The sequence below is a fragment of the Rhodothermales bacterium genome (assembly GCA_040221055.1).
Classification (GTDB): domain Bacteria; phylum Bacteroidota; class Rhodothermia; order Rhodothermales; family UBA10348; genus 1-14-0-65-60-17.
The window spans coordinates 158,289-178,547 of sequence record JAVJVN010000009.1 but is presented as its reverse complement, the minus strand read 5'-3'; the positions used below and the strand labels follow the sequence as shown (position 1 = coordinate 178,547).

17 protein-coding genes are annotated in these 20,259 nt (G+C 59.1%); 10 read left to right on the top strand and 7 right to left on the bottom strand.

The annotated features are described in order from the left end of the window. Positions 1 to 136 precede the first annotated feature (136 nt). Complete coding sequence (locus tag RIE53_03440) at positions 137 to 2,170, top strand: acyl-CoA dehydrogenase family protein (protein ID MEQ9103728.1); 2,034 nt, start codon at positions 137 to 139, stop codon at positions 2,168 to 2,170. Positions 2,171 to 2,236: 66 nt separating this feature from the next. Here RIE53_03440 and serS read toward each other — a convergent pair whose 3' ends face one another. Genes serS through RIE53_03410 form a run of 6 tightly spaced genes read right to left on the bottom strand, consistent with a single transcriptional unit; the run spans position 2,237 to position 8,573 of the window. After that, positions 2,237 to 3,520, bottom strand: coding sequence for a serine--tRNA ligase (gene serS, locus RIE53_03435; GenBank protein ID MEQ9103727.1), 1,284 nt, complete (start codon positions 3,518 to 3,520; stop codon positions 2,237 to 2,239). Positions 3,521 to 3,522: 2 nt separating this feature from the next. After that, a complete protein-coding gene (gene rfbD, locus RIE53_03430) occupies positions 3,523 to 4,446 on the bottom strand; it encodes a dTDP-4-dehydrorhamnose reductase (protein ID MEQ9103726.1) in 924 nt (307 codons plus the stop codon). A 12-nt stretch (positions 4,447 to 4,458) separates the two neighbouring features. Further along, entirely contained in the window at positions 4,459 to 4,947 is a 489-nt protein-coding gene (locus RIE53_03425; protein MEQ9103725.1) for a hypothetical protein, read from the bottom strand. Then, on the bottom strand, positions 4,910 to 5,398 hold the full coding sequence (locus tag RIE53_03420; GenBank protein ID MEQ9103724.1) for an acyl-CoA thioesterase: 489 nt from the start codon (positions 5,396 to 5,398) through the stop codon (positions 4,910 to 4,912). Before RIE53_03420 ends, RIE53_03425 begins: the two co-directional genes overlap by 38 nt. Before the next feature lie 47 nt (positions 5,399 to 5,445). After that, complete coding sequence (locus tag RIE53_03415; GenBank protein MEQ9103723.1) at positions 5,446 to 6,684, bottom strand: asparagine synthetase B; 1,239 nt, start codon at positions 6,682 to 6,684, stop codon at positions 5,446 to 5,448. A 23-nt stretch (positions 6,685 to 6,707) separates the two neighbouring features. Further along, positions 6,708 to 8,573: a tetratricopeptide repeat protein gene (locus RIE53_03410; protein MEQ9103722.1), complete on the bottom strand. Its 1,866-nt coding sequence runs from the start codon at positions 8,571 to 8,573 to the stop codon at positions 6,708 to 6,710. A 54-nt stretch (positions 8,574 to 8,627) separates the two neighbouring features. Between RIE53_03410 and RIE53_03405 the strand changes: the two genes are divergently transcribed. The 9 genes from RIE53_03405 (at position 8,628) to RIE53_03365 (ending at position 17,893) form a co-directional block, all read left to right on the top strand. Next, positions 8,628 to 9,803: a 1-deoxy-D-xylulose-5-phosphate reductoisomerase gene (locus RIE53_03405; protein ID MEQ9103721.1), complete on the top strand. Its 1,176-nt coding sequence runs from the start codon at positions 8,628 to 8,630 to the stop codon at positions 9,801 to 9,803. 53 nt (positions 9,804 to 9,856) lie between these two features. Further along, positions 9,857 to 11,239: an RIP metalloprotease RseP gene (rseP, locus tag RIE53_03400; protein MEQ9103720.1), complete on the top strand. Its 1,383-nt coding sequence runs from the start codon at positions 9,857 to 9,859 to the stop codon at positions 11,237 to 11,239. Beyond that, on the top strand, positions 11,236 to 11,997 hold the full coding sequence (locus tag RIE53_03395; GenBank protein ID MEQ9103719.1) for an isoprenyl transferase: 762 nt from the start codon (positions 11,236 to 11,238) through the stop codon (positions 11,995 to 11,997). The genes rseP and RIE53_03395 overlap by 4 nt, the downstream gene beginning before the upstream one ends. A gap of 119 nt (positions 11,998 to 12,116) precedes the next feature. Then, positions 12,117 to 14,591 carry an outer membrane protein assembly factor BamA gene (bamA, locus tag RIE53_03390; GenBank protein ID MEQ9103718.1) on the top strand — a complete coding sequence of 825 codons (2,475 nt, stop codon included), beginning with the start codon at positions 12,117 to 12,119 and terminating at the stop codon, positions 14,589 to 14,591. A 56-nt stretch (positions 14,592 to 14,647) separates the two neighbouring features. Further along, positions 14,648 to 15,193: an OmpH family outer membrane protein gene (locus tag RIE53_03385; protein ID MEQ9103717.1), complete on the top strand. Its 546-nt coding sequence runs from the start codon at positions 14,648 to 14,650 to the stop codon at positions 15,191 to 15,193. Between the two features lie 47 nt (positions 15,194 to 15,240). Then, positions 15,241 to 15,792, top strand: coding sequence for an OmpH family outer membrane protein (locus tag RIE53_03380; GenBank protein ID MEQ9103716.1), 552 nt, complete (start codon positions 15,241 to 15,243; stop codon positions 15,790 to 15,792). Positions 15,793 to 15,803: 11 nt separating this feature from the next. Beyond that, on the top strand, positions 15,804 to 16,637 hold the full coding sequence (gene panB / locus RIE53_03375; GenBank protein ID MEQ9103715.1) for a 3-methyl-2-oxobutanoate hydroxymethyltransferase: 834 nt from the start codon (positions 15,804 to 15,806) through the stop codon (positions 16,635 to 16,637). Next, positions 16,621 to 17,430: a 5'/3'-nucleotidase SurE gene (gene surE, locus RIE53_03370; GenBank protein ID MEQ9103714.1), complete on the top strand. Its 810-nt coding sequence runs from the start codon at positions 16,621 to 16,623 to the stop codon at positions 17,428 to 17,430. Before panB ends, surE begins: the two co-directional genes overlap by 17 nt. Beyond that, complete coding sequence (locus RIE53_03365) at positions 17,423 to 17,893, top strand: OsmC family protein (GenBank protein MEQ9103713.1); 471 nt, start codon at positions 17,423 to 17,425, stop codon at positions 17,891 to 17,893. Before surE ends, RIE53_03365 begins: the two co-directional genes overlap by 8 nt. On the opposite strand, the gene RIE53_03360 is transcribed toward RIE53_03365, so the two are convergent. Further along, positions 17,890 to 20,244: an alpha-amylase family glycosyl hydrolase gene (locus tag RIE53_03360; protein MEQ9103712.1), complete on the bottom strand. Its 2,355-nt coding sequence runs from the start codon at positions 20,242 to 20,244 to the stop codon at positions 17,890 to 17,892. The two genes, RIE53_03365 and RIE53_03360, sit on opposite strands and share 4 nt — an antisense overlap. Positions 20,245 to 20,259 lie beyond the last annotated feature (15 nt).

The following is a 20,259-nucleotide window of genomic DNA, read 5'->3' as shown; positions in this document are numbered from 1 at the left end:
TGGAAAATAGCAATCCTGAACTTAACACTGTTCACCGGCCAGAATGACGTTCTGGAACCGTATTTGGTGCCCGGAATACTGACTGTACCCGGCCGGCAAAAGGGCGGGTCATTGCTCACTCAACCTCCGATCGACCATGGGACTCGACACGCTCAAGCTCAAGAACGTTTCCGCACAGGATCAGAAAATGATCCAGGATATCGAACGCATGATGGGTCCGGAGCCGGACGAATTGGGCTTCGCCAAGAACCTGTTCTGGGGGCGATTCCGTCCGGAACTGATTTTCCCGTTCCCAGCGGAATCGGATGAGGAGCGGGCAAAATGCGATCGATTGCTGGACGAGCTCGAGGTGTACCTGAAGAACGAGCATCCGGCCATTGAAATCGACCAGGAGCAATACATCCCCGACTGGGTCATCCAGCGCCTGTTCGACATGGGCGTGATGGGGATGACCATCCCCGAGTCCTATGGCGGCCTGGGGCTGGGTATTACGAGCTACAACCGGGTGCTGGAGATGATCGGTGCCTACTGCGGGTCGACCGGAGTCATGGTTTCGGCGCATCAGTCCATTGGATGCAAGGCCATCATGCTGTTCGGTACCGAAGAGCAGAAAGCCGCGTATCTCCCGATGGTGGCCCGCAAAACATTGTCCGCGTTCTGCCTGTCCGAGCCCAACGTGGGTTCCGATGCCGCAGGACAGGAAACGCGTTGTGTACTGTCTCAGGACGGATCCCATTACATCCTGAACGGAGAGAAGAAGTGGAGCACGTCGGGAGCGTTGAGTGGCATCCTGACGGTCATGGCCAACCAGCGCGTGGTGGTCAAGGGCAAGGAGCGGGATGCCGTGACGGCACTCATCCTGACGCCGGACATGGAAGGCGTGGATATTTTTGAGAAGAACCGTTCGAAGACGGGCATCCGGGGAACGTGGCAGGCGCGGATCCGGTTCACGGACGTGAAAGTGCCCCGGGAAAACCTGCTCCATGAGGAAGGCAGGGGGCTGCACGTGGCCCTGACGTGTCTGAACTTCGGTCGCTGTACGCTCAGCGCCGGGATTACGGGCGCGGCGAAACGTTCGGCCGCCCAGTCCACGAAGTGGGTCCAGTCCCGCTATCAGTTCGGTCGCCCGCTGGCGGAGTTCGAACTTGTCCAGGAGCGGATTGCCCGGATGTATGCATGGACCTGGGCCGCCGACGCGGTCCTGTACACCATGACGGGCATGCTTGACCGCGGTGACAAGGATATCATGGTCGAAACGGCCATGACGAAAGTATTCTGCTCGCAGCTGGGTTGGGAAGTCATTGACGATGCCATGGAGATCATGGGCGGCGAAGGCTACATGACCGAGCACGAAGTGGAGCGCGCCTGGCGGGACAACCGGATCCACCGCATAGTGGAGGGCTCCAACGAAGTCATGCAGCCCTTCGTGTTTGCGTATGGCGGCAAGCAACTGGCCGAACAGATGCTCGGCATCAAGGACGCCCTTGGTTGGGATTCGGACGAGTCCTTCCTCGGGAATACGGGACGATTCCTGCGCAATGCCATCAATCCCAGGATTCTGAGTCGGGCCATTCCACTCGCCGCCGAGTTGTACCTCGGTTTCAAGCGCTCAGCGCCGGCCGTGAAGGGCGTGCATGCTTCCCTGGAGGCGCATGCGGAGCGATTGTCCCAGCTCATCCAGAAGCACGCACACATGTTCAAGATGGCCAGTAAATGGCACGAGAATGACATCGTGACGCATCAGGCAACCCAGGCCCGGTTGGCCAATTCCGGCATTTACCTGTTCGCCATGAGTGCATCGCTGTCCAAGATGGACCGCCTCATGCGCACCGCACAGGATCATCCGGAATTCGAGAAGGACAAGGCGCTGTTCGCGCACGCCTTCGACCTGCTCGAGTTGCGGTTGGAGTCGGAGCTGCGCGCGGTCCGCGCCAACGCCGATCATACCATGCGAACGGCTGCCGCCAAGGTTCGCTCCTTCGTCGATACGCTTCCGGATTCGGACTTCTATATTCACGAAGCATCGCCCACCAAAGCCGGAAAGGGCAAGCCCGTGCAGACCGATCACATCCAGCAGTTTCCCGGCGACTCCGCCAAAGCCGCCACGCAGTCCGTCAAGACCGGTGGAGATGGATCGGGTGGCGTGACCACGCCGGAAATGGCGGGCTGAGCAGCCAGGGCGTAGTGTGAACACGCCCTAATAGAGGTCGGTAGTCCTACCGTCGCCGGTGGTTCGTCAGGCGCCTATCCGGTCCGTACCCATGTACCGGTGGAGGACTTCCGGCAGCATGACGCTACCATCGGCTTGCTGACCGTTTTCAAGCAGGGCGGCAACAATGCGTGGGACCGCCAGGCCGCTGCCGTTCAGGGTATGCAGGATCTGCGGTTTGCCGCCGCCCTCGGGACGGTAGCGGATGCGCATCCGGCGGGCCTGGAAGCCTTCGAAATTCGAAATCGAGCTGACTTCGAGCCACCGCTGCTGCCCGGCGCTCCAGACCTCCAGGTCATACTTTTTCGACTGGGTGAAGCCCATGTCGCCCGTGCACATCAACAATCGTCGGTAAGGCAGTCCGAGCAACTGCAGGATGCGCTCTGCGTCGTCCCGCAGGATTTCCAGTTCATCGTAGCTGGAATCGGGAACGACGAACCGGACGAGTTCCACCTTGTCGAATTGGTGCAAGCGATTCAGACCGCGTACATCCTTGCCATGTGAACCTGCTTCCCGTCGGAAGCAGGGCGTATAGGCGCAATACGTCAGCGGAAGGTCTGCTTCGTCAATGATTTCGTCGCGATGGAAATTCGTTACGGGGACCTCGGCGGTGGGGATGAGGTAGAGCCCGTCCCGCCTGGCCTCGTACATGAGGTCCTCCTTGTCCGGCAATTGCCCGGTTCCTCGTGCCGAATCCTCGTTGACGACGAGCGGGGCCTGGACTTCCGTATAGCCGCCTTCGTGGACGGCGGTATCCAGGAAGAACTGGATCAGAGCCCGCTGAAGGCGCGCGCCGGCACCCAGGTAAAAGGGAAATCCGGCACCGGTCACCTTGGATCCGCGATCGAAATCCGCGAGACCGAGATCTTCGATCAGTTCCCAATGGGGTTTGGGCTCGAAGTTGAAGGATGGGGGGGACCCCCACTCGAAAGCAGTCACATTCTCGTCCGGAGTGCGTCCGACGGGAACGGATGGATGTGGGATGTTCGGCACTTCCAGCAACAAGCCCTCGAGCGCTTCCTCCTGCTGGCGGGCCTCCTGTTCCAGGGCTTGAAGATCCTTTTTAGCGGCCGCCGTCCGGGCCATCAGGTCCTGGGCCTTGTCGCGCTCACCACTCTTCATGAGCTCACCGATCTGTCGGGCGGCAGCGTTGGCGTCGGTCTTGAGTTGCTGCGTCCGCGTTACCGTGTCCCGCCACGTGGCATCGGCCTCAAGGATGTGATCGACCAGGTCCGGTTGCCCGGTTCCCTTGTCCTGGATGGCCTTTCGGACCCGTTCGGGAGACTCGCGAAGAAGTTGGATGTCAAGCATGTTCAGGCATAGGTTTTCAAGCCGAGTTCCTGTCCGAGATGGACAAGCGCCTCCCGGAATGGCCGGGGATTGTACCCGACCTCCGTTTCGGCCTTGAGGATGATGAAGCCCGACCGGGCGGGTCGCCGGGCGGCTTGGGAAAAAGTGGAAGCCGTGGCAGGCTGTATGAGACCGGGATCGAACCCGAAAACCTCAGCGGTCTCGAGGGCCAGTTCATGGATGGACATGAAATCCCGACCGGACAGGTGGTAGACGCCATGTTTTCCGAACCGGATGAGGCGCTCGACGCCGGCGGCGAGATCGGGTGCATACGTTGGCGTTCGCCACTGGTCGGTGACCATGTTCACGGACTCACCACGGGAGAACTTGTCCAGCAACCAGAGCACGATGTTCGACCGGGTCAGACCCTCGGCATGGCCATAAACGAGCACGGTTCGAACGATGGCCCAGCGATCCATACCGGCTCCACGCGCCGCATTTTCGCCAGCCAACTTGGATCGTCCGTAATACGAAAGCGGGTTGGGACGTGCATTTTCCCGATACGGTCCGTGCTCGCCATCGAAGATGAAATCCGTGGACAACTGCACGAGACGGGCTCCTGTCTGCAGACATCTCCTGGCCAGGGTTTCCACGCTGTCCGCATTGAGTTGCCAGCACGCCTCCTTGTTGGCCTCGCACGCATCCACATTGGTCATGGCAGCGCAGTTGATGACCACGTCGGGCGCGAAATCCAGGAAGACTTCCTTTACCCGTTCCGGCTGCGTCACATCCAGTCGGGCGTATCCGCAGGAGCCACCCGAGAACCGGGGTTCATCGTCAAGTCCGGTGGCCAGCACATCATACTCGGGCTGCCCACCCATCCGGCGGACAAGCTGCTGGCCGAGCAGGCCATTGGCTCCCGTAATCAGAACACGACGATACAACAAGGAAAGGGGGATTCAAAAGGTGAGTCGCAGTCCGGCGGCGGCGAGTACATCTCCCCGCAACTCCGGGACGAGATGCAATTGAGGCACGAGCTGAAGAAAGGCGCGATACCTGGACAATGCGAAAAATACACCCAATTCGGCCGATGGCCCAAGAAAAACTTCCGAATCGTCCAATCCGAGGTTCAGTCCCGGTCCCAGGAAGGTCACCAAGGGACTGTCCTTGAGCGGACGCTCCCGAAGGACGTGGCCGGAAAGGGATGCGTACCCGGACGCATTGAAGGACAGGTGGGCGTCGTAGGAACGAGCCGTGGGGCCGCTTCCGGCAACCTTGACGGAGAGACCGGACAAGCGGCCGACCATGCCGCCGATTTCGAGGTGGTGGCTGCGGCCCTGGGCCCGTCCGTCGGAAGGATTACCGGCCACGAACGCAGCCAGCAGCACCAGGAGTGCCAACAGGCGTTCCCTACGCACTCCTGAACGATGCGAGGTAGTCTTGGACATGTACGGCATCGGAGGGCTCCATCCGACCGGACAGGAGCAAGCGGAACTCACGCCGACGCATGGCCGCATTGGACTTTTCCTGCTCCTCCGGGGTTTCTGGGCGGGAGGCCGGTACCACGACGGGCTTGCCGTCCGCGCCGACGGCCACGAAGGTGAAATAAGCACGGTTGCAATGTCGACGGGTGTTCTTCCGCGGGTTCTCGGCATAGACATTGATCTCGATTTCCATGGAGGAACGGAAGGCCCGGTTCACCTGGCTTTCGAGGACGACGATTTCGGACTGCAGGATGGGTGAGTGGAACTCCACATTGTCGACCGAAGCTGTCACGCAGACCATCCCGGCGTGCCGTTGGGAGGAAATGGCGGCGCAAACGTCCATCCAGTGGAGCAGTCGGCCACCCATGAGATTCCCAAGGCCGTTCGTGTCATTGGGCAGCACCAACTCGCTCATGACACACCGGGAAACGGAAACGGGACGTTCGGGACGCGGGTCAGCCATCAGGTTTTTTGTTTCTTCTTTTTCGCAGCCGGAAAAAGGATGTTGTTGAGGATGAGCCGGTAGCCCGGGGAGTGCTTGTGCAGGGAGAGGTCGGTGGGCTCGTCACCCACGAAGTGCTGGTAATCTTCCGGGTCGTGTCCACCGTAGAACGTGAATGTGCCCTCGCCGAAAACACCGTGCAGATAGCGTACTTCATTCCGTCCCGGAGCCTCGGCGAGGATGGTGACGTTCGGTTTGACAAGGGGTTTACGGAAGTTGGTGGTCTGTCCGACGAACCCCTTCACCGTGGCTACGTGATTCTGGGTGAGCATGGTCGGGACGGGATCGTACTTTGCGCTGAATTCGAACAATGTGAAGTAATCCACGGCAGGATTCCGCAGCTGGGGTGGCGGTGGACCGGAGTCAATGTCCGAGTGTTCATATTCCCGCGCATTGAAGATGGGCCGGAAGTCCTGGAAGGCGAACGTCCGCTCGAAGTCGAGTTTCGAGAGCGCTGCGGGATCGATCGGGTCCCCGTCATATTCCGACGGCACGATATCGGTTTGATGCGCCGCCAGTGCGATATCGAAGGTGTCCGTGCCGGAACACATGGCAAAAAGGAAACCACCACCTCCGACATACATGCGGATTTCCTCTGCTACCGCGGATTTCAACTCCGATACTTTACGGAAGCCCAGATTGCGGGCAGACAGTTCAGCGACCCGCTGTTGTTCGATATACCACGCTGCTGATCGGTAGGTCAGGAACTTGCCGTATTGTCCCGTGAAGTCCTCATGGTGCAGATGTACCCAGTCGTAATCCTCAAGGCGTCCGGACATGATCTCCTCATCGTATATCATGTCGTAGGGTACTTCTGCATAGTTCAGGGCGAGCAGGACGGCATCGTCCCACGGCAACGTCTGGTCCGGGGCATAGACGGCAATCTCGGGGGCCTTCTCCAGACGGACGATGGACGTGTTGCTGTCCTCGGCCTCAACCGTGCTGATGATGGTGGCCGAGGCCGCGGCTGAGATCGTCTCGAAAGCCACGCCACGAATGCGCAGTTCCGACTGGACGGGCTCGGTTGCGGCCAGCAGGAAAGAGCCACCGCGGTAATTCAGGAGCCAGTCCACCTCGATATTCCGCTCCAGCGCCCAGAACACCACGCCATAGGCTTTCAAGTGGTCCGTCTGCACCGCATCCATGGGCACGAGGACATCCTGTGCCAGGACGCCGGGCCGCGTCAGGGCGACAAGCATCAACAAGGTCACTATGCGCATCATCATACCTGCTCACCTCTTAAAATCCGGATGTGGTCACGGGCTTCCCGGACCAGGAGCGAACGGGGAAAATCAGTCAGGATACGTTCGTAGAGGGCAATAGCCCGATCGCCATCACCCAGGCGCCGATCTGCCACGCGCGCCGCCTGGAACAGGCTGCGGTCCCCAAGGAAGGACTTCGGGTAGAAGAGGGGCAGTTCCAGCCAGGCCTGGATGGCATCCTCATACTGCTGCAGTTCCTCGTATACCTGTGCCCTGAGGAAATGGGCATCGTCCGCCAGCTTGTGGGATCCGAATTCGTCCAGCAGATGATTCAGGGTCAGAAGGGCATTCGCAGTCTGCCGTTGCCGTTGCTCCAGCATGGCACGCGCATACCGGCGGAGGGCCGTGTCCAGGGAGTCCGGCCCACGATTGTCGTTCAGCATGACCTTGAACTCGATGGCGTCGTTGGCCACATCGGTGGATGTCTGCTCCTGCATGGCCTCGACCAGACTCTTTGCGATGTCGAATTCACCCTGGTAGAAGTGCAGTTTGGCCAGTTCGAACCGGGCGGCATCGGCCAATTCCCCCGTGCGAAGCCGGGTGACCAGTCGCGTGAACCGGATCCGGGCATCGGTCAACCGATCTGTTGAGATGGCCAGTCGACCCATGTCGAATTCAGCCTGGTCTGCCGCCTGAGTGCCCGGATAACGGGCTATGACTTCCGACAACACCATTTCCGCTGCTTCCATGTTGAGGAATACGTCCTGGTGGAGACGCCCCATCCGTTGCAGTACGTCGGCGACGTGGGCATGCTGGGGATAGTCAATAAGGAAACGCTCATACGTTTCCAGCGCTCGCGTGTAATGGGAGTCCAAGGGGGTTCCGTCCGGACCGACGGCAGTCTCAGACAAGGTTTCAGCCCAGGCCTCCTGCATGAGTCCAAGCCCGCGCATGGCATCGGGAGCGGATGGGGCTTCCGGGTGTCGGGTCAGGACTTCCTCGAAGGCTTCCATGGCCACATCGAAGGCGCCCGCATCGACCGCCGCGAGTCCGAAGCCGAACAGCGTCTTGCCCTCCTCGTTCTCCAGTCGATCGATCGCACTGTAGACGGCGAGCGCATCGGAAAACCGATCCATTTCCACGTACAACCAGGCCTGCAGCTCCCGGAACGACCGGTTCAGTGGCGCGCGCGCGACGGCTTCTTCAACGGGCGTCAAACTGGCCGCCACCGATTCATCGTCCGTGAGATATTGCCCGAGTCGGCTCTTCACGAAATTGAGTTGCCCGGCATTCTCTTCGATCAACGCCAGGTATTCCGTGGCAGCCTGGCCATGCTGGGAGGTCAACGAGTAGAGTTGGGCGAGGTCGGTCTGGAAGAGCGAAGGGCTCTCCATTTCCCGGCGACCCCGCTCAAGTACGTCAATGGCGTAGTCGAACAACCGGACCTGGAGCAGGGATCGGTACACCATGAGATACACGGACGGGGACAAGGGCTGCCGGTCCACGACGGCCATCCAGGTGGCTCGGGCTGGTTCTTCCATGCCGGACAGGAACTGGAGACGAGCTTTTTCGACCATGAACACTTCAGGAGTCGGACTTGACGCTATCCGCGATTCGATGAGCTGGATGGCATCGTCGTACCGCTTCAACTGCTCGTACGATTCCCGGAGGCGCTCGTAAAACACGTGTGTAGCCGGGTTGGACGCACTCAATTCTTCCAGCAAGGGAATGGCGCGTTCGTATTGACCCGCCTGGATGAACGTCTCCGCGAGCTGGAAGCGGGCGATCTGGGAGTCCTCCTGATCTTCGGTGGACTGCCGCGAATCCTGCCCCCGGACATCCAGGGTCAACAAGAGGAAGAAAGACAGGAACAGGCTGCGGATCATGCGTCGGACTCGATGTTTGGGCCTTTAATATCGAGCCGGTGCAGTGTATGTTTCATGATGCCCTCTGAACCTCAACAAGTGGCCATATTCGGCTCGACCGGGTCCATCGGAACCCAGGCGCTGGATGTCATCCGGAGTCACCCGGACGCATTGGAGGTGCGGGTGCTTACGGCATGGTCCAACGCAGGATTGTTGGTACGGCAGGCGCTGGAATTCCGTCCGGAATGCGTGGTCATCGGAGACGAATCGGCGGGTGCATGGGTTCGGGAGGGGCTGTCGGGGTCCGGAATCACGGTCCTTGTCGGTACGCAGGGCCTGAATGACGCCGCTTCCTGGCCCGGCGTGGATGTCGTATTGACGGCGGTGGTCGGCGCCGCGGGCCTCGAATTGACGCTCACGGCCATTTCATGCGGCCGCCGGATTGCCCTTGCGAACAAGGAAACCCTGGTCGTGGCCGGAGATCTGGTGACCCGTGCGGCCGAACAGAAAGGCGTATCCATCATTCCCGTGGACTCCGAGCACTCGGCTATCTATCAGTGTCTGGCTGGCGAGGCGATGGAGGATATCCGGCGCATTGTCCTCACAGCGAGTGGGGGGCCGTTCAGGGAGTGGACGAGCGATGCCATGAAGCACGTGACGCCAGCCGATGCCCTGAAGCATCCGAATTGGGACATGGGTGCCAAGATATCGATTGATTCGGCGACCATGATGAACAAAGGGCTTGAGGTCATCGAGGCCCGATGGCTGTTCAATGTCATGTCAGACCGGATTGCCGTCGTCGTGCATCCGCAGTCCGTTATCCATTCCATGGTGGAATTCCACGACGGATCGACCATGGCACAACTGGGCCCGCCCGACATGAAGCTGCCCATCCAGTACGCCCTGGCATTTCCGGAACGATGGCCGGCATCCCGACCGGGTGTGGATTGGTCCACGGCCTCGTCCATGACCTTCGAACCGCCCGATACGGGTCGTTTCCCTTGCCTTCGCTTGGCTTTTGAAGCATTGGATGCCGGTCCGTCGGCCACGGCCGTCCTGAATGCAGCCAATGAGGTCTCCGTGGGTGCATTCCTGGTCGGGAGGGCCTCGTTTCCGGACATTCCGAGGATCAATGAAGGAGTGCTTTCCCGATTGTCCGGCCGGGCGACCACGAGCGTAGCCGACCGGCTGGCCCTGGATGCCGAAGCGAGGGCCCTGGCTGCGGAACTCATGGGGACACGGGTTCATTAGACCGGGCTACTGTCGTATCCAATCCTTCTGCCCGTCTTTACGGCAGCGACTCAATGGAATCTGTGATCAATATCCTGTCCTATGTTGGATGGGTCCTCCTGGCAATCATGATCCTCGTGTTCATTCACGAGTTGGGGCATTTCCTGTTTGCCAAATTGTTCAAGATGCGTGTGGAGAAGTTCTCGGTGGGTTTTCCACCGAAAGTGCTTGGCTTCACATGGGGGGAGACCGAATATGTCCTGGGGTTGACGCCACTCGGTGGATACGTCAAGATCGTGGGCATGGTGGATGAGAGCATGGATACCGATTCGTTGTCCGAGGAGCCCAAGGAGTATGAGTTCCGGGCAAAACCTGTTTGGCAACGGATACTGGTGATTACCGGCGGCGTCCTGTTCAATTTCATCCTGGCCGCGTTGATATTTGCCGGGTTGAAGGCGACCTACGGGGAAATGTACGTGCCGGCAGATGGCCCGCTGCTCGTTACGGAAGGATCCATCGCCTATGATATGGGGCTCCGGACCCAGGATGAACTGTTGTCCATGAATGGTCAGCCGTATGACGGTGGCGAGTCCTATTTCAGCATACAGGAAATGCTCCTGGCCAACCCGCCCGTCCTCACGGTTCGTCGAGGCGAGGAGATCCTCACGCTCTCGGGTCCGGACGACATCATGACGCGACTGAACCAGTCGAAGGGCGAGCACGGAATTGCATTCGATCCAGCCATCATCGGCTATGTCTCCCCCGATTCACCTGCTGACCGCGCTGGGCTGCGAGCCGGTGACAAGGTCGTAGCCATTGGCGACAGCTTGGTGTCATTCTGGTCGGACGTGCCACCCCTTATCCAGCCATACAGGGATGCCCCTTTCACGCTTCGGATCCTGCGACCGGACTCGATTCAGTCCCTACCGGCCTCTGCTTCTGTCCGTTTGCCGGACTCCATACAGGTCGCCGCCGGCACATTTTTTGACATACCGATAGCGGCGGAGGAATCGGCTTCCGCTTATGTGATCGGCGTGAACCAGCTCTTCCGGACTCGGACGTACGGTCCGGTAAAGGCGGTCGCGGCAGGTTTTGGCGACATGTTCACCAACACCCGGCTCATAGGAACGAGCCTGAAGCGCATTTTCACCGGCCAGGACGCCTTCCGGGAAAACATCGGAGGTCCGGTCATGATTGCGCGGGCTACAAAGGAGGCGGCGGACAGGGGCGCACCCTTTTTCTGGAATATCGTGGCGGTGCTGTCCATCACGCTGGCCATCATCAATATCCTGCCCATCCCGGCCCTGGATGGGGGACACCTGGTCTTCCTGATTTATGAAGGGGTAACGCGCAGGGAACCGTCGCTCAAGTTGCGGATGATCCTGCAGCAGATAGGAATGGTTGTCCTCCTGATCTTCATGGTTTTCGTCATCTTCAATGACTTCCTGAACCTGTGAGCTCGGACAAGGACGATCGTGCCCGGCAGGACGCGCTGAAAGCGCGTGGCCCCCTACCGGGCCACATTGCGGTCATCATGGACGGCAATGGGCGATGGGCACGCCAGAAAGGCAAGCCGCGTGTGCAGGGGCACCGGGCAGGCATCGCGGCCGTTCGGGATGTAACGGAAGCGGCTGCGGAACTCCGGATTTCCAATCTGACGCTCTACACGTTCAGTACGGAGAATTGGAGTCGTCCGGCCACGGAAGTGAATGCCCTCATGCAGTTGCTCATCCGGTCGTTGGAGAAGGAAGCCAAGACATTGCAGGACAACAATATCCGTTTTTCCTCCATTGGCGATCGGACCATGCTGCCGCCCGCCTGTCGGGTCCAGTTGGAACGCGTTGTCGAGACCACGTCCGCGAACACCGGTATGGTGCTCACGCTTGCCCTGTCGTACTCGGGTCGGTGGGAGCTCGTACAGGCGGCGCGATCCATGACGAAAGACGCCGCTGCCGGTAAGCTGGATCCTGAACTGGTGGACGAGACAGTCATCCGGCGGTACTTGAACGACCCGGAACTGCCTGATCCTGATCTGCTGATCCGGACTGGAGGAGAACGTCGCATTTCCAATTTCCTGCTCTGGCAACTGGCCTATTCCGAGCTGCATTTCACGGAGGTGTTCTGGCCGGACTTCCGTCGGAATCACCTGTATTCCGCCATCGAGGATTTCCAGGATCGGGAACGTCGCTTCGGACGCGTAGGCGGAAGTCGGTGAAGGTGTACGCTCGGACGACGGGCCATGTCGGGGACCGGTATTCGCCCCAATTTTGTGAAACCAGGCGTCGGTATGGACCGTTACCCCGCCCGCACCATTCAACAGACCGCTCATATCTCTTGCCCCGTTTCCTCAATCTGTTATTCCCGGCCTTGGTTCTGCTCGTCCTGGCCCAGGGCTCCACGGTCGCATTCGCCCAGTTCGAGCCCCAGGCGTATTCACGACCGGAGCAACTGGACATACTCGGAATATCCGTTGAGGGGGATGTTGACGAATTCAGTCGCAGCTTCATCCAGCAGACGAGTCAGCTGACCATCGGCCAGAAAGTAAGCGTTCCCGGCGACCCTGCTTTTTCAGAAGCCATCCGGGCCATCCATCGACTGGGCACCTATGAGGATGTCCAGATCGTACAGGAGCGCCGCGTCGGTCAGGGCGTCTTTCTGGCCATCCGCGTCCAGCGGGCACCTACCCTGGGTTCGTACGAATTCTCGGGCGTGAAAAAAGGGCATGCCAAAGATCTGAGAAAGGAAGTGCCGTTGGTTTCCAGGGGGCCGGTACAGGAGAGTGCCATTGCCCGAACCGTCCAGATCATCGAGGACTTCTACCTGGACAAGGGGCACCCGCTGACCACCGTCGATGTCGTTCGCGAACGCATAGACGATCGTTCGATCGACCTGGATTTCCGGATTGATCGCGGGCCGAAAGTGAAGGTCGAGGATATCCGTTTCGCAGGAAATACCGGGATTTCCGACAGGAAACTCCGGAAGGCGATGGAAACGAAAAAGGAGTCCACCTTGCGCTTCTGGAGAAAAGCCATCCTGGACCGTGACACGTTCGCGGAGGACCTGGACCGGATTGTCCAGCTGTACAATGAGAACGGTCATTATGATGCGCGTGTCGTGCAGGATACGGTCATGATGATGAACGCGGACGGATCGGACCCCTACATGGTCCTGGAAGTGACCGTGGATGAGGGACCCCAATATGCGGTCCGGGATATCGAGTGGACGGGCAATACGCTGTACAGTGACGAGGCGTTGACGGAACGGCTGGGGCTGTACGAAGGCGATACGTACAACAGCAAAACCATCGATGAGAATCTGTACGGCACGGGCAAGGACAATGACGTCTACAGTCTGTATCAGAATTCAGGTCACATGCGGTTCCAGGTGGAACCGCGGGTTACCGTCGACGGGGACTCCCTGGACCTGACCTTCAACGTGTACGAGGGGGATGTCTATACGTACGGCACCGTGGGGATCGCCGGAAATACGACCACCAAGGAGCACGTCATCCGTCGTGAACTGTCTACCATTCCGGGATCGACGTTCCGACGCTCCCAGATCCAGGAGTCCATCCGCCGCCTCATGCAGCTGAACTATTTCACCCAGGAGTCGCTGGCGGCGGGTCCGGGAATTGAAATCCGTGACGAGACGCAGACGGTGGACCTGGCCTACAGCCTTGCTGAAACGGGCACGAGCCAGCTTGAGTTGTCCGGTACGTGGGGCCAATTCGGCCTCATCCTGCAGTTGCGATTCAACTTCAACAACTTCTCAGCCCAGAATATTTTCAAGAAGGACGCTTGGTCACCGTTGCCTACTGGTGACGGACAGCGGTTCAGCGTCGGCGTCCAGACCAACGGATCCCGGTACCAGCAGTACTCCATGTCCTTCACGGAGCCCTGGTTCCGTGGCAAACCGAAGCCGATCGGGTTCTCCACGTCGTTCTCCCGCATAAAGGGCCTGACGTTCCTGGATACCGGTGCGGGGACCACCAACGGCCGGTTGCTGACCTTCAACCAGAACGTCTTCTACGAACAGCGATTGAAGTGGCCGGACAACTGGTTCAGTACATCCACGTCCGTCGGCTACCAGTATTTCCAGAACCAGGACTGGATTGCCACGTTGCCCCAGGGCGTCAGTCAACAGGTAACCATCTCGCAGAACCTGTCGCGAAATAACACGAATCACCCGCTCTTTCCGAGCCAGGGGTCCAAATTCCTGCTGTCCGTACAGGTCGCTCCTCCTATCGGGGACCTGATCCAGTTCCACAAGTGGCGCTTGAATACGTCATGGTACGCACCGCTGACCCGGAAACTGTCCGTCAGCTTCACGGCCGATTACGGTTTCATCGGATCGCTGACCGGTGACGAAGTCGAGTTTGAGCGGTTCGTGGTGGGCGGGTCACCTTTTGAGACGCAGGGCTTCTTCAGTTTCTTCGGAAAGGATGTTGTTTACATGCGGGGGTATCCGCTGGCCGCTCTTGGTCCGCGCAATGCGAGCAATGATCCGGTTGGCGGGCGCATCCTCAACAAGTATGGTGCGGAAATCCAGTGGATAGCCATACAGTCCGAACAGTTGCAGGCAGCCCCGTACCTGTTCCTGGATGCCGCCAATTCCTGGGATACGTTCAGCGCGTACAATCCTACGGACGTGTTTCGCTCCGGGGGTTTGGGCGCTCGCGTCTTCCTGCCCATCCTCGGGATGGTGGAAATGGCCTATGGATACAACTTCGATGCATTCGTGCCGGTATCCACAAAGCACAATGGAACGCGGAAGTGGACCTTCCAGTTCAGCCTCGGGCAGGGCTTCTGACCGTGTCCAGAATGCCCCATCCCATGCACAAAATGTCCATTATACGAGACACTTTCATGCGCGTGACCTTGTTCAGTCTTCTTCTCCTGGTGACCGTTGGCGTGATCGACGCGCGGGCCCAGCAGACCATTGGATATATCGACTCCGACTATATCCTGGAGCGCACCCCGGAGTTCGCAACGGTACAGCAACAGCTGGATCGTTTGGCATCGGAATGGCAAAAGGAACTGGATGACATGCGCAGGGACCTGGATAACCGATTCAGGGAGTACCAGGATCGCGAATTGCTTTACACCAACGAGGAACGGCAGCGCCGCCGCCAGGAAATCGTACGTGCGGAAGATGAACTGGAGCGTCTGCGGGTCAAGTATTTCGGACCGGAAGGGGACATATTCCTGCAACAGGAACAGCTCATGCGACCGCTTCAGGAACGCATCCTTGCCGCCATCGAGGAAGTGGCAACGGCAGAGGGCTATGACTACGTCTTCGATACGGCCGGTGAGTTCCTTTTCATGTTCCGCCGTGAGCAATACAACCTGAGTGACCTGGTCCTTCGCGAACTTGGCATAGACGTTGAGAGTACGCAGGGCCGTAACAACTGACCCATCAAGCCGACTCCGGTCGGACCCACCTGTAAATCATCCGAATCATGATCAAGCGATTTCTCGTTCCTTTCGCCATCCTGCTGGCGGTCGTCGCGTTGCCGACCACCGAATCCCAGGCCCAGACACTCCGCATTGGTTACGCCGATCCCGAGCTGATCATCCAGTACATGCCGGACTATCAGAACATCCAGCGTCAGTTGGCGCAGGAAGTCCAGACCGGACAGCAGGCCCTCCAGGCACTGGCCGAGGATTTCCAGGAGCGTGTAGCCCGTTATGAGCGCCAGAAGCCGCTGCTGTCTCCGGAACGCCAGGCCGAACGCGAACAGGAGCTGGGCGCCCTGCAGGCGGAAATCCAGCAATCTGCTGAGGCCAAGGACGCGGAAATCGCGGCCCGCCAGGAAGAACTCATGGCGCCCCTGCTGGACCGCGTCCAATCGGTCATTGACCAGGTGGCCACTGAAAAAAACCTGGACGTCGTGCTCCGTTCTCCGGCCTTGTTGTTCGTCAAGGAAGACCGGATTGTCAATCTGAACCTGGATATCGCATCCCGATTGGGAATCGAGATCGAGGAAGACGATACTACGCCAGGAAACTGACGTAGCACGTCGTGAGCAAAGCAACTCCGGACCTTGATCCTGAAGGCATAAAGCGGGTTACCACCCAAACGCTGCAGGAAATGAAGGCATCGCACATGCCCATTGCGATGTTGACAGCGTACGACTACACGTCCGCCCGGATCATTGACGGGGCTGGTATCGACATCCTGTTGGTGGGTGATTCCGCGTCGAATGTCATGGCCGGGCATGAAACGACCCTGCCGATCACGTTGGATCATATGATCTACCACGCCCAGTGCGTGGTCCGTGGGGTGGAGCGTGCCCTCGTGGTCGTCGATATGCCGTTCGGTTCCTACCAGGGCAACAGTCGTGAAGCCCTGGCCTCGGCCATCCGGATCATGAAGGAGGCAGGCGCCCATGCCGTCAAGTTGGAGGGTGGGCGATCCGTGGTTCCCACGGCTGAACGCCTGATTGAAGCCGGCATTCCGGTCATGGGACACCTGGGGCTTACACCGCAATCCATCTATCGCTTCGGTACCTACAAGGTGCGCGCGCGAGAAGAATTGGAAGCCGATGAACTCCGGGAAGACGCCATCCGGTTGCAGGAGGCCGGTGTATTTGCCATCGTCCTGGAAAAAATCCCGGCTGCATTGGCGCGCGAAGTCTCCGGAACGCTGAGTATTCCGACCATTGGCATCGGCGCGGGACCCGGAACCGATGGGCAAGTCCTGGTCACGCACGATGCGCTGGGTCTCACGACTGATTTCCATCCGCGTTTTGTCCGCCGCTATGCTGCGCTGGATACCCTGATTACCGATGCGGTCCGGTCGTACGTATCGGATGTACGGGAGCGAAAATTTCCATCTGATGACGAAAGCTACTGAGAGACCGCTGATTCTGGTCTGCAATGATGACGGCATAGATGCTCCGGGAATCCTCTCGCTGGCAGCCGGACTGGATGGACTTGGAGAAATTGTGGTGGTTGCGCCCATCGCGGAGCAAAGCGCCGTCGGTCACGCCATTACCATGCGGGATCCAGTCCGTGCTCGTCCGTGGCCATTCCGGGGGCCTACGGGCGCATTGAAGGCATGGGCCGTTGATGGAACACCAGCCGACTGCGTCAAACTGGCCTTGGACAAGCTCGTACCCCGGAAACCGGATCTTGTCGTATCGGGGATCAATCACGGCCCGAATACGGCCGTGAACGTCATCTATTCCGGGACGGTCAGTGCGGCAACGGAAGCTTCCATACTGGGCATCCCAGCCATCGCGTTTTCCCACTGCCGGTGGGGTACGGGTGATTACGAGGCGTCTGCCCGGATTGCGCGGCAATTGGCAGAGTGGGTATTGGCCAACGGCATGCCGGCCGGGATCCTCTTGAACGTGAATATCCCCGATTTACCCCTGTCACGGATCAAGGGCATCATGCCGACGCGGCAGGCGCGGTCCATGTGGGAGGAATCATTCGCGGAACGGCGCGATCCATTCGATCGACCCTATTACTGGCTCTCGGGCACCTTTCGAAATCTGGATCCGGGTGAAAATACAGACCTTTGGGCCATTGATAATGGATGGGTGTCGGTGACACCCGTCCTGCACGACCTGACTGCCCACGCGGCTTTGCCCGCCATGCAGGATTGGTCCATGATGAAAACATTCGACGAAGACCATGGCTGACATCCGCGTCCATCTTGCGAGGCAGGAACAACCCTATCACTTCAAGGCCACGAATGCCGCCGGGCATGTCGTGGATATCGACGATGCCACGGCTTATGAAGACGGCAAGGGCAACGGGGTGGGTCCCATGCAGTTGCTGATGATGGCCATTGGCGGGTGCAGCGGCGTGGACGTCGTGTCCATCCTGGAAAAATCCCGACAGGACATCCGTACCCTGGAAATTGACGTCCACGGACACAAGCCGGACGGGACGAGCCCTTCGCTCTATGATCACGTTCACGTGCACTTCAGACTCACGGGTGAACTGGATGAAGTGAAGGTCCGTCGGGCCGTCGATCTGAGCCTGGGAAAGTATTGCTCCGTGGCGAAGACGCTCGAGAAGTCGGCGTCCATTGCATGGTCGTTCGAAATCAACGGAACACCATACGATGGCGGTTCCAGTAATCCGGTCGAGACGCCCTAATTGTCCGGATTCCGGACCCAGACCAGAGCGGTTTGTGCAGGAACGGGAATGAACGGGATTGTCCCGGAGAGCGTCTGTTCTCCCAAGCCGGTCAGATCAATCCGGTTTCCGTCCGCAACCAGGCGCCACGCGCCGTCGAAGGGAGGCAGGTCATGGAATTCCGCGTCTTCGAACGACGTGTTCATGAGTACGAATACCTCGTCGCCGACACGATAACCCAGCAACTGCGTGTTGTCCGGAGTAATGAAGTCATAATGCCCTTCATCCGGCGAGGAGCCCCCCATTCGGAACACGCTTCCGGCATGGGACAGCCTCAATTCCACAAGACCTTTCCAGTAGGCCAGCATTCCGGCATAGTCCATGGGCGTCGTAGCACCGACCGTATCCCACAGGAATCGATTGGCTCTCCGCAGATTGTATGAGTCCCGCTTTCCGTGAAAATAGAGGGGCCCGGTCTCCGTCCATCTGACGACCTCTTCGAGTGGGGCATGACCCTTGGATCGCATGATTTCCGTTCCTCCGTGCAGTACGATCGGACCAAGCGACGTGAACAACAAGGTTGCGGCAATCCTGAATGCCTTCTCATCCACGTGGAGCAACCCGTTCCAATCTTCATTGCTGAATTGATCTGCCAGTGTCCAGTTGTCATGGATGTCCAGGTAGTTGATACCGCGGTTTGGGTCGCCTTCTTCGGCCCAACCGTTCGTCAATCCCAACACGGCACGCTCGCGTACGGAGCCGTCACCTCCTGCGAAACCGCGATCGGTCAGCGGATTGATCGGGTCGGAAACCGGCCCCTTGAAGGCATTCCGGGCGTCATCCTGGAAATACGTTATCGGGGAATCGGCCTTGTACCAGCCAAAATCAGGATCCGAGGCTACTTCGGGGTCGGATGGCGGAATCCAGGCTTCCCCGTAGATGATCAAGTCGGAAGGCAACTCTGACTTGATCCAGAGAAGGGTTTGCTCGTCGATCTGTCCAGCCAGATCTATTCGGAAGCCATCCACACCGAGAACCTCGACCCAGTGCCGCAACTGATCCAGGATCCATCGCTGGACCATGGGTCGTTCTTCCGATTTGATCTCGTTGCCAAAGGGTCCGATATGGCGGAGCGAATCGTCCGTCCGGTGATAGTAGGGCAGATCGAATCCATTGAAATTCAGCAGGAGGTGCCGACCGTCCATGTTCTCGCCGGTGTGATTCGGCACGACATCAATGATGACGGATATGCCCTTTTCATGGAAGGCCTGAACGAGTTGCTTGAACTGTCTGCGTTCCTCTCCGGGTTCGGGTTCCAGCCCCCGATCCGAGCGACGATCCCGGAAGCGGGACTCCACGGCCAGCGCATGCGTCGTCCGGTAGCCCCACTGGTAATTTTCCCGGGCAATATCCTGTTCAATCATGTACGGGTTATCCGCGAACGCGGCCTGCCATTCAGCGTCCGGATAATGCAGGTACTCCTGGACCGGCATGAGATGGACCACATTGATACCCAGGTCGACGAGGTAGTCGAATCCCACACGGTGTCCATCTTCGTTCTTCAGGCCCGGCATGGCCATGGCGGAGAACGTGCCTTTCAGGTGATCGGCAACCGGAAGCGCATCGGTGAAGTCCTGTACATGCACCTCATAGGCAATCACGTCTTCCATGGAAGGGCGTCCGCCCTTGACCGGTACCGGGGGGGCGTCAGGAATCCACACGCGAGCCTTTCCGAATGAGTCGTCACTGACGAGGGCGTAGGGATCGGTGAGGTGAACCGGATGCGTCCCATGGAACCAGTTGCCGGGCTCATCCGGGCCGTGCACGGTATACGTGTAGTACACGCCGTGGTGGTTTCCAGGCTCTGTGGCCTCCCATACCCCGTCCCGGTCACGATTCATGTCGATGGATTTGTCGGGTGCATCCAGATCCCCGTACCGGTCCGAGAACAGGTGCAGACGGACCAGGGTTGCCCGCGGCGCGAACACACGGAAATCGGTATGCGTGCGATCTTCCGACACAATCGCGCCCAGGGGCTTGTCGGAATAGAGCGTCTTGAACCAGGCATCCCGGCGAACAAAGACCTGGCTGCCGTCCTTTCCGGATGCCAGAACATGTAACCGGGTGGGATCCATGTCCTGCGCCGGGACGACCAGATAGGTATCGGCGCGCTTGGGTAGGATAGAGGCGATGGGGATGATCCGTCCATCCAGCCCGGTCAATGACAGATCTTCCGAGCGGAAGGGTTTTGCAGATTCATCGACCGTCAGTTCAACGGCACGTGGGCCAAGGATGTGGGCCTCCAACAAGGCCTGGGCTCCCACGGACGGGACGGAAAGGCAGAAGACCAACAGGAGGAGGAAGGCGCGCATGGTGGCGGGAGTCAG

What these genes read in the sequence shown, in the direction of transcription:
- RIE53_03440 (MEQ9103728.1), top strand. Translation starts at nt 137, where the DNA reads ATGGGACTCGACACGCTCAAGCTCAAGAACGTTTCCGCACAGGATCAG.
- serS (MEQ9103727.1), bottom strand. Translation starts at nt 3,520, where the DNA reads ATGCTTGACATCCAACTTCTTCGCGAGTCTCCCGAACGGGTCCGAAAG.
- RIE53_03425 (MEQ9103725.1), bottom strand. Translation starts at nt 4,947, where the DNA reads ATGTCCAAGACTACCTCGCATCGTTCAGGAGTGCGTAGGGAACGCCTG.
- RIE53_03420 (MEQ9103724.1), bottom strand. Translation starts at nt 5,398, where the DNA reads ATGAGCGAGTTGGTGCTGCCCAATGACACGAACGGCCTTGGGAATCTC.
- RIE53_03415 (MEQ9103723.1), bottom strand. Translation starts at nt 6,684, where the DNA reads ATGCTTGTCGCCCTGACGCGGCCCGGCGTCCTGGCACAGGATGTCCTC.
- RIE53_03410 (MEQ9103722.1), bottom strand. Translation starts at nt 8,573, where the DNA reads ATGATCCGCAGCCTGTTCCTGTCTTTCTTCCTCTTGTTGACCCTGGAT.
- RIE53_03405 (MEQ9103721.1), top strand. Translation starts at nt 8,628, where the DNA reads ATGATGCCCTCTGAACCTCAACAAGTGGCCATATTCGGCTCGACCGGG.
- rseP (MEQ9103720.1), top strand. Translation starts at nt 9,857, where the DNA reads ATGGAATCTGTGATCAATATCCTGTCCTATGTTGGATGGGTCCTCCTG.
- RIE53_03385 (MEQ9103717.1), top strand. Translation starts at nt 14,648, where the DNA reads ATGCGCGTGACCTTGTTCAGTCTTCTTCTCCTGGTGACCGTTGGCGTG.
- RIE53_03380 (MEQ9103716.1), top strand. Translation starts at nt 15,241, where the DNA reads ATGATCAAGCGATTTCTCGTTCCTTTCGCCATCCTGCTGGCGGTCGTC.
- surE (MEQ9103714.1), top strand. Translation starts at nt 16,621, where the DNA reads ATGACGAAAGCTACTGAGAGACCGCTGATTCTGGTCTGCAATGATGAC.
- RIE53_03365 (MEQ9103713.1), top strand. Translation starts at nt 17,423, where the DNA reads ATGGCTGACATCCGCGTCCATCTTGCGAGGCAGGAACAACCCTATCAC.
- RIE53_03360 (MEQ9103712.1), bottom strand. Translation starts at nt 20,244, where the DNA reads ATGCGCGCCTTCCTCCTCCTGTTGGTCTTCTGCCTTTCCGTCCCGTCC.